A 17,471-nucleotide genomic window follows, 5' to 3' on the forward strand; every position below is an offset into this window, starting at 1 on the left:
CAGGAAACGCTGGCGTTTAAGGGGTGATCTCAGGAAAGGGCCTGAGTGGAAGTCTCAAGTCCTTCAGGCCCCTGCGGTGCGCTGGGTGAGGGCGCGGACGCAGGGGGCTCTGAAGGCTCGTCAATGAAGTCATAGACCAGTTTGACACCATATTTTGCCTTGGCCGCGAAGGTATTCATAAAGCTGCGACCGGTTTCACATGGCCCGGGATTGCGCTCACAGAAGCCGCTGAAGTCATCAACGGTCGCCTGGGCGGCAGACAGGGCCTGCAACGTGGAAACGCGATTCTGTTCTCCACCGTCATCTGACGGGTATGCGGGTAGAAACAGAATCACAAGGCTGAGCCAAAAGGCTGTCTTGAGAAGAAACATGGATCTGACCTTTGCGTTCTTTGCCGGGTTTTCCCGGTTCTGCCTCTGTTTTAGCAAAGACCTCTGAAAGTGCCGTTTCGATAGACAGCAGCATTAGAGACAAATTCGCTTCAACATTGTCTCAAATTTTATCGACCGCTGAAATCTGCCGTTTAAAGCCGGATATGACGGTAAAATGGGATGAAATAAAACTTCGAGTGAAGTCTTTTAGGTTCTTTTAAGTCCCATGCGAGAGAATGCCTTTGACACGTAATAGTATCGAGTCGTGATCAGAGTATTCCATTGGCAAACCAGTTGTTCGTCACATCGTTGAAAGCTTGGCTGCACGGGCAGGTTCATCCCTCCGTTGTGCAGGACCAGAGCTCCGCTTATCGGCATATGTCCTTCATTGCCTCTCATACGCTTGGGGCAGGGGTGGCCTTTGCGCTGATGCCGCTGGGGCTCGTCTGGAGCGCTATGCCCGGCCTTCTTGGAGCAGGTTTGCTCAGTGCCATTGCAGCTCTGTTCCTGTGTGGCCTTTTCGTTTCAAGAACCGGCAGACTTCAACAGGGTATTTTGGCGTCAAGTGCCGTTTTGCTGGGGCTGGCTCTCTGGGGTGGAGCGTTGCTTGGGCCACTGAGCTTGCTGCTGCTTCTGATGACACCACTTGAAGCAATGCTGACCGGAACACGCAGGACGGTCGCCCTGACATTCCTGATGACAGCACTCACGGTTCTCGTGAGTGCATCAGGTGTTGCTGGCGGCAATGGTGTGCTCTCAGTTGATCTCTCTGGCCAGGCCGGAGCTGTCTTTATTCTGGCGCTGCTTGGTTATCTGGGCAGCATCTATCTGCGCCTGGAACTGGCGCGGCAGGCCCCTGCCGAAGACCGTGATGAAGACGGTGAGACCCTTGCCTTGCTGAAGACCCATATGACGGATCTTATCACCCGTCATGACCAGCGTGGTGATGTGGTCTTTGCTACAGATGTTTCTGACAAGCTGCTCGGACTTGTACCGTCCAGTCTGTTCGGCAACGGCTTTTTCAATGCGGTCCACGTGGCAGATCGTCCGGCCTACCTGAAGGCTGTCTCTGATGCGATGACGGCAGGTGAGGCTGTTCTTGTTGAATGCCGGATGCTGAAACATCACGGTGATCAGGTTCGCCCGACCTATATCTGGACCGAAATGCGCTGCATGTCAGAGCAGGGGCAGGATGCTCCCTCAGTTATCGTCGCAACGCGTGATATCTCTGTCCGCAAGGCCCACGAGGACGCTCTGGTGGGCGCCAAGGAAGCGGCCAATGCTGCCAGCGTATCCAATATGCAGTTCCTGGCCAATATGAGCCATGAGCTGAGAACGCCACTGAATGCGGTGATCGGCTTCGCTGATATCCTGAAGCAGGAACTGTTCGGACCGCTGACGCCGCCGCGCTACAAGGATTATGCAACGCTGATCCATGAATCCGGCGAGCATCTGCTGGAACTGGTCAATGCGCTGCTGGATGTGTCCCGTATTGAGGCCGGCAAGTTTCCGATTGTGCCGGAGCCTTTTGATGCCACAACGCTGGTGGAAGGATCCTGCAAACTGATGGCACCGGCTGCTGATGACAAGCAGATCAATCTGGTGATGCAGATGGAAGCCGGGCTGCCGGAAATGGTTGCTGATCCGAGGGCCTGTAAGCAGATGGTTCTCAATCTGCTGTCCAATGCGGTGAAATTCTCACCAGATGGCGCAGAAATCCGTGTTCAGACCAAGCAGATCGGTCGCTTTATCGAAATCAGTGTCAAGGATCACGGACCGGGAATAGCTGCGGAAGATCTGCCGAAACTCGGTCAGCCATTCTTCCAGTGTGACGATTCATATGAGCGTCGTCAGGATGGCTCGGGTCTTGGCCTGTCTGTGGTGCGTGGCCTGGCTGAGCTTCACAAGGGACAGCTTGAAATCGCCAGCACTGTCGGCATTGGAACCACGGCCACCCTGCGTCTGCCGGTTGATTGTTCTGACGCGGAGGCGGTGATTGAAGAGCTGCAGCAGAAAGCCGTGTCGCTCGACAGGCATATCGTGAGTTCTCCAAGAAGACGTGCAGGCGGACAGGGGTAATGGCAATGCAGGCTTTTTCTCGCCTGGGAGATCAGGCGCTGGATAATCCGGTCGGGTTCGGTGGGGCCTGTGTGATGGCCCTGACAGCCGGGTTGATCATCTGGAATGCGGCCTTTGCCCAGACCGGTAAACATCCCGCACCTCTGTTTGGCTGGAATGCTCAGCTGGAAACAGGTCCGGCCAAGGTCGCACCGCAGCCCAACAGAACCGTTGTGCCCAAACCAACGCCAAAGCCGCTTTCCGGCGAGCTTTTGTCTGAGGGTGGTAACAGTCAGGTCGCAAGCCTGATTGCAAGAACGGATGGCCCGCCGGACAGCGCACCAGTGGTGCCTGCCGAGCCTGCAGCGTCGTCGATTGTCAGTCAGCTGCAAAATGCTCTCAAGGTGCACGGCCATTATGATGGTCCGATTGATGGTGTCTTTGGTGGCCAGACCCAGTCTGCCATTCTGGCCTATGAGCGCCAGAACGGCCTTAAACAGACCGGAGAGCCCAGCGAAGCGCTTCTGGCCCATGCTCTGCGTGGTGCACAGCCTGTGGGGCAGGAAACCGAAGAACAGCGCCGCTTCCGCAAGGTGCAGGAAGCGCTCACCAAGCTGGGTTACGGCCCGGTGACAGCTGATGGTCTTATAGGCCCGGAAACGCGTCAGGCTGTTCAGCGTTTCCAGCTTGATCGCAATCTGCCCATGACCGGCGAGATCAACGATCTGGTGGTCAAGGAACTGCTGATTATCGGCGGCCTGGATCTGTAACAGCCCAAAGCGTTGAAACTCCTGAAACACCGATGTTGTTTCAGGAGTTTGTGTGCCCGCTCACTTCTCCAAGAATCCCATCAAGAACCGTGATGATCATGTCCACATCATCAGAGGTGATCGTCAGGGGCGGGCGGATTTTCAGAATATTGTCTCTGGGACCTTCGCTTCCAATCAGGATCCGATGATCGCGCATCCGGTTCTTCACATATGAACAGATATCTGTGGCCTCAGATCCATCCGGATTGATGAGCTCAACCCCAAGAAAAAGCCCCATGCCGCGCACATCGCCGACACTGTCGTAACGCTCTTCCAATGCCTTCAGACCGGCCATCAGCCGCTTGCCCATGGCTTGCGCATTGGCCTGCAGCCCTTCCTCATCAACAATATCCAGAACAGCCTTGCCAATCCGACAGGAGAGCGTGGAGCCGCCGAAGGTGGAAAAGAACTCGATGCCGTTGTCAAAGCTCTCGGCAATGGCTTTTGTGGTGACCAGCACGCCAAGCGGATGACCATTGCCAATCGGTTTGCCCAGGACCACGATGTCAGGCAGGATGTCCTGATGCTCAAAGCCGAAATAAATCTCCCCGAGGCGTCCAAGACCTGTCTGAACCTCATCGGCAATGCAGACACCGCCAGCGGCCCGGATTTTCTCGTAGACTGCGGCGAGGTAGCCCTTGGGCGGAATAATCTGACCGCCAACGGACGGGAAGATTTCGGCGATAAATCCGGCAACACCCTGACCCCGGTGCTGCAGACGGTCTATGGCCCCGTCAACCAGCCCTGCGAATTTCTCGGCCCGGTGTGGGTCATCGCGACGGAAAGACCCGCGATAATCATCGGCAACATCAACCAGCTCAACCCAGTCCGCCTGACCGATGCCATTAGGTTTGTTGAACTTATAGGCGGAGATAGCAACAGCGCCGGTGGTGTTGCCATGATAACCGTGGTCCGGTGTAATGATGCCCTTGGCGCCGGTATGAGCACGTGCCAGCCGCAGAGCCAGCTCGTTGGCCTCACTGCCTGAATTGACGAAGAAACAGACCTCGAACACATCGGGCAACTTCGACAGAACCGTGTCTGCAAAGGCGGTCTGTGCAGGGTGTAGATAACGCGTATTGGTGTTGACCCGTTTCAACTGATCTGCGGCAATGGCCTGAATGCGTGGGTGCGCATGGCCCACATGCGGCACATTGTTGTAAGCATCCAGATAGGGCCGCCCCCATTCATCAAACAGATGATGCTGCCAGCCACGAACCAGCATGACCGGGCTGGTATAGGTCAGGCTGAGATTGCCGCCGAAATGGGCCGCACGTTCGGCCCTGATGCCGTCTCTGTCGGTCGGGTGGTATCGAACCTTGTCATCCGACAGGTTGAGAAGGGCAGCGGGGTTCGGGCAAATGGCGCGCCACAGATACATCTCGTCCGGATCACCCACGCCAGGCCAGTCGGTTTCAATGCCGTCCGTGGTCAATGCAAGCTGGAAATGCACATGAGGCGACCAGCCGCCATTCATGCCGGGGTCTCCGAGGCAGCAGAATTGCGCGCCTTTCTCAACGATATCTCCGGGCTTGAGCCGGTTGAGAAATTCCGGGTCCAGATGTCCGTAGAGGGTATAGAATGGATCACCCTCCGGTATCTCATGACGGAGGATGATGACCCCGCCATAATCCAGGTGCCCGTCACGATATTCAGCGACGAAGACCTCACCCTTGAGCGGCGCGAAGAGGGGGGCACCTGCCGGGGCAAAGGCATCAACGGCCAGATGCACCGTGCGCCTGTCACTGGCTTTCCATGGCCCTTTGCGAAACACATCATCAGTATAGATCAGCCGGGGCTCGTGATAATACCCAAGCCAGATGCGGCCATTGTCTTCGAATTCCTCGCCAACCCTTGCCGCTTCCTCAGCCGGCAGGTGAAACGGATTCTGCGGCCAGGTTGATTCTTCAACTGACAGAGACCCCATAGGAGCATGGGTGAGGTCTTCTCCCATCACCGGCGCAAATGTGCCGCGTTGCCGGTCCAGCCAGGCCAGGACCCGCTCAGCACCATCGACCACGGGCAAGCCGCAGGCCGCACGTAGGCGGGCAGCCATCAGCCCGTCATGCAGGTTATTGCCTTCCAGAAAACGCCAGGCCGGAGTTTGAGAGATGGTCACATAAGGATCGTCCGGGTTTTCTGCGGCCATCAGGGTGGAATTGACCACGCTGACGGCCAGCCGGGCCCTGAGAAGAGGCAGTATCATATCCGTCTCAGCACCGGTCAGCGGGTTGGCCGCGTGATATCCGGCCACCAGAGCGGCGATGGCGGCATCGGGTTTGGGATGGTCCAGCGCAATGTAAGCCGCTGCAATGGCCAGATCGCAGACCCGTGGTGCCGCACACATGTCGCCCAGATCAATCAGACCGGATACATGGCAAGGCCGGGTCAGCCCGCCATGAACCATGATGTTGTAGTCATTGGCATCATTATGGACGGCCTGCCGGGGCAGGGCCGCCAGTTGGGGCTCCAGAGCAGTGAAGTCGACACAGATCCGCTCAAGAAGCGCATGCCGGACAGGGTCATCAATTGCTGCCAGCCTGTCCCTGATCCAGCCTGCCTGCATCAGGTCCCACTTGAAACTGCGGTTCAGTCCCGAATGCTGGAAATCAGCCAGTGCCCGTGCCGTGCCACCAAGAACTGTGCCTATCTCATGAATAAGGGCGTCACTCTTCGGCTCGACCCGCGCATAGCAACGGCCCGGCAACTGGTTGAGCAGCCAGACAAGACGGGGCTCTCCGTCTTCATCAGGCAGCGTCAGGAGCGAGGGACCCTTCACGGGTGGCACTACACGCGGGCAGGGCAGGTCCGGCATACGATCGGCCATATGTTCAAATGCCTTGACCTGCATGTCGACCAGCCAGGTTTCGCACTGGCGGCGCATCACTTTCAGAATATAGCCTGTGCCATCCCTGGTCTTTGCCAGCAGATTGAGATCATATTCTCCATCGAGACGGCTCAATGCGACCTCAAGGCCCCAGAAGTCCCTGAGAGCGGTCGCCCAGTGCGAAAAGAGCTGTGTGGTGCTGGAACTCGTCGTGTCCTGATGGGTCATGGTGGCCCTGCATGCGTTGGTCGGCTCTATACTATCGGGGTAAGCGTTGTTTTTCGAAGGGCCTGAGTCAACACGGATTGTGGCTTTGAGCAGGATGGCCGGTTGAACTGGGGAAAACCGCCCGCTGTCTGTGCTTGCCTGCCTGCAGGTCTTTCCGCTAAGTCTTTGACATGCGAGTCACATCCGAATTCTGGGTTTCAGCCTATATCCGCCGCCACATGGCAGAAGGCCGCTTTGCCGCTGTGGGCCGACGGGGCGCCAGCGAAGCAGGTGCCATTGCTGTGAAGATTGCCCATCTGGACGGTACAGCCAGCCTCTATATGCCAGCCCCGCAAATGGTCTTTGATGATGCCAAACCCCAGGACAGACAGTTTATCTGCACCCTTGCCCGGCAGGCTGAGGCAGACATAGACACCAGACTGTCAAAAGAGGTCACCTTCGACAGCGACCTTTGGATTATCGAGGTCGAGCAACCCGGCGACGACCCGCTGCTGGACATCGCCCGGCTGGACGAGGATGAACGGGGCAAGGGGCTCTGGGGGTGAAGGGCGAAAGCAGACTTCTGTACTGATCCCGATATATGCCGAATACGGGATTCTTTTGCCTGTCTAATTCTGAGATTCTCGGACTTTTTGGAGTGGGCGTTCACGAAATATGATGGCCTAACTCTGTGAATTTGTACTCTAGAACTCTATGTTCTTGCGTGCTTTGTTCAACTGCTCGATCCGGTCTTTTTCAGCTAGTGAATTTCCATATTTCTTATAGGCTTGAACGCGTGTTGAATTGACTAGGAACAGCCACAACCGTGGTCCGTCTTTTAGCGTAAATCCGTGTAGCACGATCCCGCAATCACCTTTGAGTTCATATGAACTCAAATGGACAATCGGAACGTCTTGTCGGGTTCTGAGGGCCGCCGGATGGTTCGTTAGTCGGCTTTCCATAGCGCGTGGGAGGTATAGAAAACAGTTTTTGTTTTGCCGTATAAAACCTTCGGTCAACTTGCCGGAGTGCGCAGCCCAATACAAGCCTTCTCCATAATTGGGTTGATAGTACGGGTCACCAGATGGACCATATCGTCTCTCTAGCAACTCTCGTATGTCTTCCATTCTCAGCTTGTCAAAAGATGTATACCGGGCGATTGCGAAGACCTTTGAATCGCTCTCGTAGATATCCGGGTATATGTAGAAGTGATCGTACTCATGCTGGCTTCTGAAGCACTCCACAACGCGGGGTTTCTGGAAGACATGGTCTAGTTTGTAAATGGCTGGCACTTGTTTGGTTCTTAATGCAGGATCAATGACTTCTATCTCCGAGCAGCCTTCATCTCTTGAAAGTAGGATCTGGATAGCAACATCAATAGGTGTTCCCAGGACGATGTCCGCAATTGAAAGTGACGTTTTACTCTCTACACTTCCCTTCTGCTCAGGTAGTGGTTCAATTTCCGGTATGCTTATTTCTGGAAGGAGCGGGGTTTGTTTTTGGTCCTTAACAGCCACTTCTTGACTCTGTTGCGGCGAGCGGAAGAAGTCAGCTATCTGAGTGTAAACTGAAAAGAATGAAATACCTGCGAAAACAAAAATAACCACGGCTATAGGCCAATAAAAACCGGGGCGATTTCTAATATAGGTTGGAAGTCTGTCAGGTGACGTCAATACGATTGCGCCGAAAACTCCCGCAATAATTGAGACGATTTTTATAACTGTTTCCAGAAAATCGAGCGCTAGTATAAAACTGGTCATTCTCTCTTTTATCAGAAATGGCAAAGTTTGAAGAAGCAAATTTTGTTTGGGTGCCTGTATCGCAGACTTCCCTCAAAGCGCCCCCTCATCCCCCGCAAATCCAATCGAAGATCTCGGCCTCCAGTCCTGCCGTATGGCCTTTACGTTCAATCACATAGGGGCGGGGGCTGGTTGTGGTGAAGGGGGTGGCCTGGGTGAGGGTGCCGTTGTCGAGATAGGGGGTGATGAACTCGACCGGTGAGAGAAACAGACCATGCCCGGCAAGAGCGGCCTCGCAGCCGAGGATGAAGTTGCTCACTGTGACACTGGTCATCAGCTCCTGTGGCGCCCCGCTCATATCCTGATACCACTGATTCCAGTCGATACCCTGTGGACCTGTGCTCATCTCAAGGGTGATATGCGGAGCGCGGCGGAGGATGTCGGTGCTGTCAAACGGGCCGTATGTCTGAAAGAAAGCCGGGCTGCAGACGGCAGCTACTGTTTCGGTGAACAGGATGCGACGCTTGTCTGACGGGGCAGTGACTTCGCAGAACTCCACCATCAGATCCCAGTTCGACCGGTCAATGGTCGAAGGCTCATAGGCCGTGGTAATCTGCAGATCCAGATGGGGAAAGGCCCCTTGAAGATGGGCGAGCCGGGGCAGTAACCAGTATTTCGAGAAGGCGAAGTCGGTGGCAAGACGGACCCGGTTCTTGTTGGCTGGTGTCAGAACGGCCTGAAATTCCCTGCTGATCTCCTGGAAATGCGGTGCGCAGGCCTTGAACAGTTTCTGTCCGGTATCCGTCAGCACCACGCCCCTGTGTTGCCGATGAAAGAGGGGCTGGCCCAGAAGCTTCTCCAGCATGGCAATCTTCTGGCTGATGGTTGGCTGGGTCATCTGGAGTTCGCGGGCAGCACTGGTGAAGCTGCCAAGGCGGGCCGCTGTCACAAAACTGTGCAGCTCCTCAAGATGCGCATGAAATCTGGCATAGGAAAATCCGCTAGCAACCATTGAATATGCCCATATTTACGTGGCTTTTTGTCCGGGTATTATAGAAAATAACACCAGCAGACAAAGGATTGTTTCAATGGCCGGAAAAGCTCCCAACATTGTCCTGATCATGGCCGACCAGCTCGCGCCGCATTTCACCGCCGCCTATGGCCACCCGATGGTGAAAACGCCGCATATGGATGCGCTGGCTGCACGCGGGACCTTGTTCGAGTCTGCCTATTGCAATTCGCCACTCTGCGCGCCCTCACGCTTCAGTTTCATGTCCGGGCAATTGGTGACGCGTATCGCCGCCTATGACAATGCCAGCGAGTTTCACGCGTCCGTGCCGACCTTCGCGCACTATCTTCGTGCTATGGGTTATCGCACCTGCCTGGCGGGCAAGATGCACTTTGTCGGGCCCGACCAGCTGCATGGATTTGAAGACCGGCCGGTCACCGATATCTATCCGGCTGATTTCGCCTGGACCCCGGACTGGGAGCTGCCGGACGAGCGGATTGACGCCTGGTACGCCAACATGGATGTGGTGCGGGAGGCGGGTATTGCCGCCACCACCTATCAGCATGACTATGACGATGAAGTGGGTTTCTATGCCCGCCGGCAGATTTTTGACTATGTGCGGGACGGGGATGCGCCATTCTGCATGGTGGCAAGTTTTATTCATCCGCATGACCCTTACGTGGCGCGGCAGGAATTCTGGGACCTCTATGATCATGACAAGGTGGATCTGCCGCTGAACCCGATGACCCGCGAGGAGCAGGACCCGTTCTCCCAGCGGATTATGGACGGCATTGAAGCCAGTGTTGTGGAAGTGACTGATGAGGAGCTGCGCAACACCCGCCATGCCTATTATTCCAATGTCTCCTATTTCGACAGCAAGGTGGGGGAGCTGGTCAAAACCCTGGAAGAGGCGGGTGTCATGGATGATACGATCATCATTGTCACCGCTGATCATGGCGAGATGCTGGGCGAACGCAGTCTCTGGACCAAGATGAACTGGTTTGAGCGCTCCGCCCGTATCCCTTTGATTATTGCCGGCCCTGGCATCCAGCATGGTACGGTCGCAAACAATTGTTCGCTGGTGGATATCCTGCCGACCATGCTGGATATTGCCTGCAGCAACGGGGCGGAAGAGCCTGTTCTGGGGCAGCCGATTGATGGCCGCTCCCTGCTGCCTGCAGCCCAGGGCAAGCCTGATGAGGTTGACGAAGCCATTGGAGAGTATTGCGCTGAGCTGACATCACATCCGGTGTTCATGATCCGTCGTGGCCGGTTCAAGTTCATCTATTGCGAGATTGATCCGCCAATCCTCTATGATATCCCGGCAGACCCGGAAGAAACCAATAATCTGGCGACCGACCCGGCCTATGCTGATGTTCTGGCAGCGTTCATGGCGGAAGCGCAGGAGCGTTGGGACAGTGAAGCCATTCGTCAGGACGTGATCAAGACACAGAAGCAGCGCCGGGCTGTTTATGAGGCCATGAACAATGGCAGCCTGACATCCTGGGACTTCAACCCGCCGCGTGATGCCAGCCAGGAATATGTTCGCAATCACAAGCTCTGGACAGATGTGGCCGAGAAGACCCGTCTGCCGAGATGGTCAGAAACCAAGTGATTGATCTTTGATGACAGGGGGAGAGGGGCTATGTGCCCCTTTTCTCGGCACCGTCGATCTTTTCCTGTGTGGCAGGCTTTGAAAGCCGGATCTTGCCTTTCAGGGCGTCACGCAGATTGCCTTGCAGAACAGGGACATGGCGAGGGCGTTTGGGTTTCGTCGTATCCTGCTGCAGGGCCTTGAACAGGGCCTCTGTCGCTGCATCCGTAAGGCTTGAATAGACCTCGGAGAGATGGCGCAATGTATCCAGTGACTGGGTGTCAGCAGGCAATGCGGTCAGCAGGAATGTGTGAACGGTCTCAATGGGTATACGATGCTTGTGCAGGATCAGAAGCAACCCTTCGCGGCCCGGATCCCGTGCGAGTGCCCGCCCCAGATCAATCGGCAGTTTCGCCCGTTCGGCAAAGAGCTGTCCGAGGCCGTCCAGATCATCTGAGCTGATAAGGTCAGCGGCCTCTTCAAGAAGATCTTCGGTATAGGCTCCGGGAACCGCCCGTCCGACCAGCGAGGAAGGCGATACAGGCTCATTGGCCAGAGCGCGGATAACGGCCAGCTTGCCCGGAGCATCCAGCATCAGGAAAAGCGGTGCCAGCTGTTTGTGGGACATGTCCTCCCGCAGGGTCAGGCTCGTGGCCAGCTCCGCATCACGCCCGGCATGGGAAATCATAAAGGTCATCACATCCAGCGGCAGGGTAATGGCTGCGTTGGACGCCAGGCGGCGCACGGCATGTCTGTCTTCAGACAGAATGATGGCCCGCGCTGCTGCGTCGCCGAGGTCTGGCCGTTCTGCCACAAGAGCCCGGTGCTCGGATGAACAGCGCTGGATGACGTTGAGATAATCCTGTGCCGTCAGGGTTTTTGCGCGTTTCAGCACCGGCCGGGCCACCATGATATCGTCAAGGGCCATCAGAACCATCAGATCACGCGGAGCGTCTGGCCTGCTTGCAAGATTGCGGGCGGCAAAAGCGCGGTCGCGGATTTCTGCCCGGTCATAGAGGCTGCAGCCGAGCTCTGTAAACATCCGCATTTGCACTGCGTTGTGCTGTTCCGAGCTCTGGTAAAGGTCGACCAGAGAGCGGAGAACGGCTCCGGGTCTCTTTTCCTTTGAGGCATGAGCCAGGTCGGCGGCAAGGGTGGATGACCGGTTGTTACGCATAGGTGTCAAAATGCCCTGTAATAAGCGGCGGATCGCGCACGATGACAGTGTACAGACAGAATAGATGCAAATTGCATTGAATTTATTAACGCCTCGTTAACTAACCGAGTCTCTTAATGGTTCTTAACATTAATCCGGTTTCCGGGATGAGTCGTCCCTCAGAGGCAGGATTAGATCCGAGTGGCGTACAGGCCGTTTGAATGTGGAGTAGACTATCAGGCTGACTGGGATTCAATTCTGACAAACAGAGGTTCGACTGTTTCTGAAGCTGATGAGTGTGTCTGCCGCGCTGGCATTCCGCTGGTCCGGCTGGTCGAAAGGAGCCTGTTATGGGAATTGTTGTTCAACTGTCTGATCATGTCAGCAAGGCCGCTTCCCGGTCTGTTGCGTATTCAGGATCAGAGGACGCAGAGGTCGTGCTTTTTCCCGGTGTGCGGATTGAACGCGAAGAGGTTGACCTGTCTGTCCGGCTCAAGAAAAGACGTCGCAGAACCGCTGCAAAGCGCCCCTCTGCAATCAAGGATAACTAGCCCCGGTCTCAGCTGTGGCTTCAGGAGTGCAGAATGCCAAAGGCCAACAGTGCTGCCGTCACCCGGAGCACGGCATTAATCCTGCTGTTAGCCTTTACGCTGGCAGGCTGCGGTCGTCCGACCGGTGATCTTGGACGGGCCAGGGCATCTGTCTGGCATGATGAGGTTCTGCCGGAAGCCGGTCGTCTGGTCTCGGCCTATGGCCGTGAGGAACTGACGTCCGATTTCAATCTTACCAATGATGAACAGGAACTCCGGGATCTGAGCTGGAGCATTATCCGGCCTCCCCATGCCGCTGACTGGATTTCGGCCAGCGTGGTTGAGGCGCAGCGCACCCGCATTACACCGGAACTGGATCACAAGCTTGATCCGCGCTCCTATTACCATTTCCTCCGATCTGAGAAATTCCGCTCAAGTGATGCCCGCTATGACAGGCTGATTGAGGATGTAACCGCAGATCAGCACTCTGTTGTTGCATTCTTTCCCAAAGCCAACACGGTCTACAATGCCGATCAGGAACGGCTTCGGGCAACGCTCAAGACCCACGACATCACCATGGACGAGCTGAAATCCTCCTATGGGCGGATTGATGAGAATGCCAAGCTGGTGGAATGGGTGCGTCGGGCACTGGATTATCGCCTTCGTGCCTATAATCATGCCATCCGACGCCTGAAGATCGAAACACCTTCAGAAAACCGAACCATTCGTGCGGAACAGGCTTTGCGCTATCTGGCCTGGCAGATCAACAAATCGGACGGCCCGGCTTATGCGGAGCTTAAACGGCAGCATGATCTCTACAAAAAGCCGATCCCGTCCCGCTATACCCGTCAGAAAGACGACAGCAATCTGGTGAAATAGAGCGTGGCCCGCTGGGCTTGACTATGGTCAGCGAATGCGGCCGTCATCAATCAGTTCTGGCTGATAGGCCGTGCAGCTTGCCTCACCCAGTTCCTTCGTCAGGCGCTCCGCCTCGCGCGTGGAGGAGGCGAAAGCTCTGAGGACAACAAACAGATCCTGTTCGGATGTCTCAACCATCAGGGCATCGCTGAAATCCGCATCCTGATTTTCCTGAATTCCGGCCAGTTGCAGCGGGGTGATCACCATCAGCCGTAATTCACTCTGGTCTGATGCGCTGTCATTGGCGCTGAACACGGCAATGCCCAGCGGAGTGAACAGGCCCACGGACCAGAAGGGAGCCGAAATGGATGCCTTGATTTCACGGGCTGCGTTGGCAAGAGAGAACCGGCAGACCGCCTGAATGAGGAACGGGTCCTGTTCAGCAAGCCCGGCGGCCCCGGCTATCGATTGGGGAACCGGATGAAACGCATCGGTGGGCCCCAGTTTACCCACCTGCGACCAGGCGTCCCGGCTGGCATGGTGCGGGATCAGCAGAATGATGATGATATGCAGGATACCACCTAGAACAAGGCCGGACAGGACCGCTTTGGTGAACCGGTTCACAGGCAGCCCTCCCTGATGATCTGCGGTGCCACTGTGGTCGACAGGGTCAGGCCGGTAATCGGCGTATCATAAAGCCTCAGAACCAGGCGAATGCGTTCGCCACCGCTGGGCAGCCAGTTGCCGGGCTTGGCTGTGGGGCTGACAACAACATCGATCTTGCCGCCAGCACTGCGCAGAATGTTCCTGGCGTGAAAGCCGTGACGATTGGCCTTGCTGTTGAGCAGCCGTCCGTCCGCATCATAGACAGACAGGGTCCAGAGACGGGCAGACGGAACTTCACCCCTGATCCTGTAGGTGCAGGTGCCGAGAAAGGGCTGACCGTCACGACCGGTGTCAGCGTGTAGTTCCATGCCTTCACCTGGAGCGAGTGGAAGGCGTCCGGTTCTTGAAAAATGGGCTCGCGAATAGGGATCAGCCTGAGGCCCGGCAGCATCAGGCCATGCTGTCCAGTCGCCGGTCTTAACGGCACCGAAGACGCTGCCTCGCTCGAGCAGCAGATAGGCGGAACCAATCCCTGTTGAGAAAGCCAGAGCCAGGGCCAGGGCGAGCAGGGCAATCAGGCGCATTGATAATCAGTTCCTGCGAATATCTGCATCTTGCAGGCCAGCACCACCGCTGAGGGACAGATCGGTCAGTGCATTGCTGTTCTGCTCGGCTGGGGTGAGGGTACCCGCAGTCTGGTTCGGTGAGACGGTCTCAAGGGCTGCTCGCTGTTCCATCAGGCTGGTCAGGTCTTCAAGCACGGAACTGGCTTCAGGAGACAGAGTGGATGGGCTGCCATCAACCAGCAGGGGATCCCGAACAGGCTTCTTGCCGGTTTCTGCCCGGGCAACAAGCTTTGGCACAAACTGGCTGCCTTCCGTATAGGGAATGGGTTTCACCTCAATATTCTCATGGGCCTTGGCCATGACGGCCTGCCAGGTCATCGCCGGAAGGCGGCCGCCGGTCAGGCGTGCTGTGGGGCGGTTGTTGTCATTGCCATACCAGACAGCAGCAACATAATTGCCCGTATAGCCAACGAACCAGGCATCCACATAAGCGTTGGTGGTCCCGGTCTTGCCTGCGGTTGGCACATTGGGGATCGCTGCCCGGCGCGCCGTGCCCCATTGCGGGATCTGCACCAGAATGGAATTCATCTTCTGAACGGTTTCTTCAGCTAACACGCGTTCGGTCAGTTCAGTATCTTCCGGGCGCTCAAAAATCACCTCGCCCCGGCTGTTGCGTATGGTGCGGACGGCAAAGGATGGTGCCTTGTAACCACCATTGGCAAAGGCCGCATAGGCCTGGGCCATGTCATGGACCGTGACCTCGGCTGCACCAAGGGGCAGGGAGCGGGTAATCTTCAGCGGTGAGGTGATGCCCATCCGATAGGCGGTATCAACAATCTTGTCGCGGCCAACAGCCTGCGCCAGCCGGACCGGCACGGTGTTGACTGACTTCACCAGAGCGCGTGTGAGCGGGATATTGCCCGAATAACTGCGGGTATAGTTGCGCGGTGACCAGCCACCAATGGAGATCGGAGCGTCCGCCACAATGGACTTCGGTGAATAGCCATGCGCCATGGCCGTGGCATAGACAAAGGGCTTGAACGAGGAGCCAGGCTGCCGCAAGGCTTGTGTGGCGCGATTGAACTGGCTCTCACCATAATCACTGCCCCCCACCATGGCCCGAACGGCTCCTTCCGGCTCGCGAAGCACCATTGCGGCTTCAGACGCCTTGTAGGATGCGCCGAACTGGCGAAGGAAAGACTGCGTGGTTGCTTCAGCGTGCTGTTGGAGGCGGGTGTCGATTGTTGTCCGCACAGTCAGCACCCGGTCTGTTGATCCTGCCGCGAGTTGCTTGACCTCATCGAAGGCATAATCGAGGAAATAGTCGGGGGCATCCACCTGACTGCTGTCAATAGGCGTGGCCGGGTTGCGGCGGGCAGCCACCACCTGGCCTTCTGTCATGAACCCGGCCTGAACCATGTTGGTCAGCACTTCATCAGCTCGTGCACGGGCTGCAGGCAGGTTGATATGAGGCGCATATTTTGTCGGCGCCTTGAACAGGCCAGCCAGCATGGCTGATTCCGCCAAGGTCAGCTCTTTCACCGATTTGCCGAAATAGACTTCTGCAGCAGCCACAACACCAAAGGCACCGTTGCCCATATAGGCCCGGTCCAGATACAGCTTCAGAATCTCGCGCTTGGTGAGATTGAATTCAAGCCATATAGACAGGTAGGCTTCCTTGATCTTGCGCTCAAGGGTCCGCTCATTGGTCAGAAACAGGTTCTTGGCCAGCTGCTGGGTGATGGATGATCCACCCTGAACCACACCACCGGCACGGACGTTCTCCACCAGCGCGCGCAGGGTTCCGAAAACATCAATGCCGAAATGGGTGTAGAAGCGCCGGTCCTCTGTGGCCAAAGCCGCCTTCACCATATGGTCGGGAATCTCGTCAAGCGGTATGGAATCGTTCAGCAGAATGCCGCGCTTGCCGATTTCATTGCCATAGCGGTCAAGAAAGGTGACGGAGAACTCGTCCTGTGTGCGCCAGTCGGTTTCTGTTTCATCAAAAGCAGGCAGGGCCAGCAGGACCGCCAGAACTGCGCCCACAAAGCCAAACGTCAGACTGTCAGACAAAAGCTCAATGCCGATGCGCCTGTAGCCACGGACCCGAAAGCGGTTCATGAAGCTGCGCAGGCCCTCAAAGCTGCCCGACATGCTGTTCATCAACCGATAGAAACCGTCATCAATAAAAGAATCGATCTCCAGAAGACCAATGCGCCTGCGTCGCCTTGCCGGTGGCGTCTGAGGCTTGCTGGTCTCGGCCTCTTCCGTATCGGTCATCTTGTCTTGGTCGGTCACAGGTTCGGTTCACTCTGAAAACAATCTGGCAGCAATAGCACACGCGCCGAAAGTCAGTTATGTAACAGCAAATGGCACGTCAGGCAAAGCATCAACGCACTGCACAGGCATATATAATCACTGCGGGCACGCCCGGCTTATGAACAAGGATCACGGTTTTGGCACCTGAACCGTTCTGGAAAACAAAATCTCTGGACGATCTCACCCCGGTCGAATGGGAATCGCTCTGCGATGGCTGCGGTCGCTGCTGTCTCAACAAGCTTGAGGATTATGATACCGGGGAGATTGAATGGACCAATGTGGCCTGTACCCTGTTTAACGCGGAAACCTGCCGGTGCAATCAATATGAGGTGCGTCAGGAGACGGTTCCGGACTGCATTCCTCTGACGCCTGAAACCGTGCGTGAAATCACCTGGTTGCCACCAACCTGTGCCTATCGTCTGGTGCGAGATGGACAGGATCTCTACTGGTGGCACCATCTTCTGTCCGGCAGTCGCGATACCGTTCACGAGGCTGGAATCTCCGCTCGTGGCCGTGTGGTCAGCGAAAATGATATCCCCGTAGAGGATTTCGAGGATTATCTTGTCACCTGGCCAGATGAAGACCCGAGCGCAGAACCACACCAATGACCCGCATGTCTCAGGTGATTTAACTTGGTAGCGTCCACGGTCTTAATCCTATATAAAATAGAAAATAACAATTTATACGATTATTTCTATTGACAGTGGTGCGATGATTGTATAGTGTTTTGGCATAGTCACAGTTCTGCGCCTCGCGCAGTCCGGTCACTCCCAAGAATTCCTTGCCGGGTCAGCCATGCTGGTCCGGTTTTTTGTTGGACTG

15 protein-coding genes are annotated in these 17,471 nt (G+C 56.1%); 7 read left to right on the plus strand and 8 right to left on the minus strand.

Annotated features, from left to right (window positions below):
• Nucleotides 1-29: 29 nt before the first annotated feature.
• A complete protein-coding gene (locus RA157_RS12000; RefSeq protein ID WP_350333362.1) occupies nucleotides 30-371 on the minus strand; it encodes a DUF5330 domain-containing protein in 342 nt (113 codons plus the stop codon).
• A gap of 282 nt (nucleotides 372-653) precedes the next feature.
• Between RA157_RS12000 and RA157_RS12005 the strand changes: the two genes are divergently transcribed.
• Together RA157_RS12005 and RA157_RS12010 are read left to right on the plus strand one after the other, a co-directional pair.
• Nucleotides 654-2,450: a sensor histidine kinase gene (locus tag RA157_RS12005; protein ID WP_350333363.1), complete on the plus strand. Its 1,797-nt coding sequence runs from the start codon at nucleotides 654-656 to the stop codon at nucleotides 2,448-2,450.
• Nucleotides 2,451-2,455: 5 nt separating this feature from the next.
• Nucleotides 2,456-3,199: a peptidoglycan-binding domain-containing protein gene (locus RA157_RS12010; protein ID WP_350333364.1), complete on the plus strand. Its 744-nt coding sequence runs from the start codon at nucleotides 2,456-2,458 to the stop codon at nucleotides 3,197-3,199.
• Between the two features lie 40 nt (nucleotides 3,200-3,239).
• On the opposite strand, the gene RA157_RS12015 is transcribed toward RA157_RS12010, so the two are convergent.
• A complete protein-coding gene (locus RA157_RS12015) occupies nucleotides 3,240-6,293 on the minus strand; it encodes an aminotransferase class III-fold pyridoxal phosphate-dependent enzyme (RefSeq protein ID WP_350333365.1) in 3,054 nt (1,017 codons plus the stop codon).
• Nucleotides 6,294-6,463: 170 nt separating this feature from the next.
• Between RA157_RS12015 and RA157_RS12020 the strand changes: the two genes are divergently transcribed.
• Nucleotides 6,464-6,838 (plus strand): DUF1491 family protein, encoded by a 375-nt coding sequence (locus RA157_RS12020; protein WP_350333366.1) that lies wholly within the window; start codon nucleotides 6,464-6,466, stop codon nucleotides 6,836-6,838.
• 138 nt (nucleotides 6,839-6,976) lie between these two features.
• On the opposite strand, the gene RA157_RS12025 is transcribed toward RA157_RS12020, so the two are convergent.
• Together RA157_RS12025 and RA157_RS12030 are read right to left on the minus strand one after the other, a co-directional pair.
• Nucleotides 6,977-8,032 (minus strand): hypothetical protein, encoded by a 1,056-nt coding sequence (locus tag RA157_RS12025; RefSeq protein ID WP_350333367.1) that lies wholly within the window; start codon nucleotides 8,030-8,032, stop codon nucleotides 6,977-6,979.
• Nucleotides 8,033-8,117: 85 nt separating this feature from the next.
• The gene (locus tag RA157_RS12030) at nucleotides 8,118-9,023 is read right to left on the minus strand and encodes a LysR family transcriptional regulator (protein ID WP_350333368.1); all 906 of its coding nucleotides are present in this window, start codon (nucleotides 9,021-9,023) and stop codon (nucleotides 8,118-8,120) included.
• Nucleotides 9,024-9,099: 76 nt separating this feature from the next.
• On the opposite strand from RA157_RS12030, the gene betC reads away from it, so the two are divergent.
• Nucleotides 9,100-10,635 carry a choline-sulfatase gene (betC, locus tag RA157_RS12035; protein ID WP_350333369.1) on the plus strand — a complete coding sequence of 512 codons (1,536 nt, stop codon included), beginning with the start codon at nucleotides 9,100-9,102 and terminating at the stop codon, nucleotides 10,633-10,635.
• 28 nt (nucleotides 10,636-10,663) lie between these two features.
• On the opposite strand, the gene RA157_RS12040 is transcribed toward betC, so the two are convergent.
• Entirely contained in the window at nucleotides 10,664-11,791 is a 1,128-nt protein-coding gene (locus RA157_RS12040) for a DUF2336 domain-containing protein (RefSeq protein ID WP_350333370.1), read from the minus strand.
• A 329-nt stretch (nucleotides 11,792-12,120) separates the two neighbouring features.
• On the opposite strand from RA157_RS12040, the gene RA157_RS12045 reads away from it, so the two are divergent.
• Both RA157_RS12045 and RA157_RS12050 read left to right on the plus strand, forming a co-directional pair.
• Nucleotides 12,121-12,321 (plus strand): hypothetical protein, encoded by a 201-nt coding sequence (locus tag RA157_RS12045; protein ID WP_350333371.1) that lies wholly within the window; start codon nucleotides 12,121-12,123, stop codon nucleotides 12,319-12,321.
• A gap of 33 nt (nucleotides 12,322-12,354) precedes the next feature.
• Nucleotides 12,355-13,179, plus strand: coding sequence for a hypothetical protein (locus tag RA157_RS12050; RefSeq protein WP_350333372.1), 825 nt, complete (start codon nucleotides 12,355-12,357; stop codon nucleotides 13,177-13,179).
• 27 nt (nucleotides 13,180-13,206) lie between these two features.
• Here RA157_RS12050 and RA157_RS12055 read toward each other — a convergent pair whose 3' ends face one another.
• Genes RA157_RS12055 through RA157_RS12065 form a run of 3 tightly spaced genes read right to left on the minus strand, consistent with a single transcriptional unit; the run spans nucleotide 13,207 to nucleotide 16,610 of the window.
• On the minus strand, nucleotides 13,207-13,782 hold the full coding sequence (locus tag RA157_RS12055; protein ID WP_350333373.1) for a DUF1254 domain-containing protein: 576 nt from the start codon (nucleotides 13,780-13,782) through the stop codon (nucleotides 13,207-13,209).
• Nucleotides 13,779-14,348 carry a DUF1214 domain-containing protein gene (locus tag RA157_RS12060; RefSeq protein WP_350333374.1) on the minus strand — a complete coding sequence of 190 codons (570 nt, stop codon included), beginning with the start codon at nucleotides 14,346-14,348 and terminating at the stop codon, nucleotides 13,779-13,781. The genes RA157_RS12055 and RA157_RS12060 overlap by 4 nt, the downstream gene beginning before the upstream one ends.
• Nucleotides 14,349-14,354: 6 nt before the next feature.
• On the minus strand, nucleotides 14,355-16,610 hold the full coding sequence (locus tag RA157_RS12065) for a transglycosylase domain-containing protein (protein WP_434058505.1): 2,256 nt from the start codon (nucleotides 16,608-16,610) through the stop codon (nucleotides 14,355-14,357).
• A 176-nt stretch (nucleotides 16,611-16,786) separates the two neighbouring features.
• Between RA157_RS12065 and RA157_RS12070 the strand changes: the two genes are divergently transcribed.
• Complete coding sequence (locus tag RA157_RS12070) at nucleotides 16,787-17,257, plus strand: YcgN family cysteine cluster protein (protein WP_350333375.1); 471 nt, start codon at nucleotides 16,787-16,789, stop codon at nucleotides 17,255-17,257.
• Nucleotides 17,258-17,471: the final 214 nt, after the last annotated feature.

The organism is Coralliovum pocilloporae (assembly GCF_030845175.1).
Lineage (GTDB): Bacteria > Pseudomonadota > Alphaproteobacteria > Rhizobiales > Cohaesibacteraceae > Coralliovum > Coralliovum pocilloporae.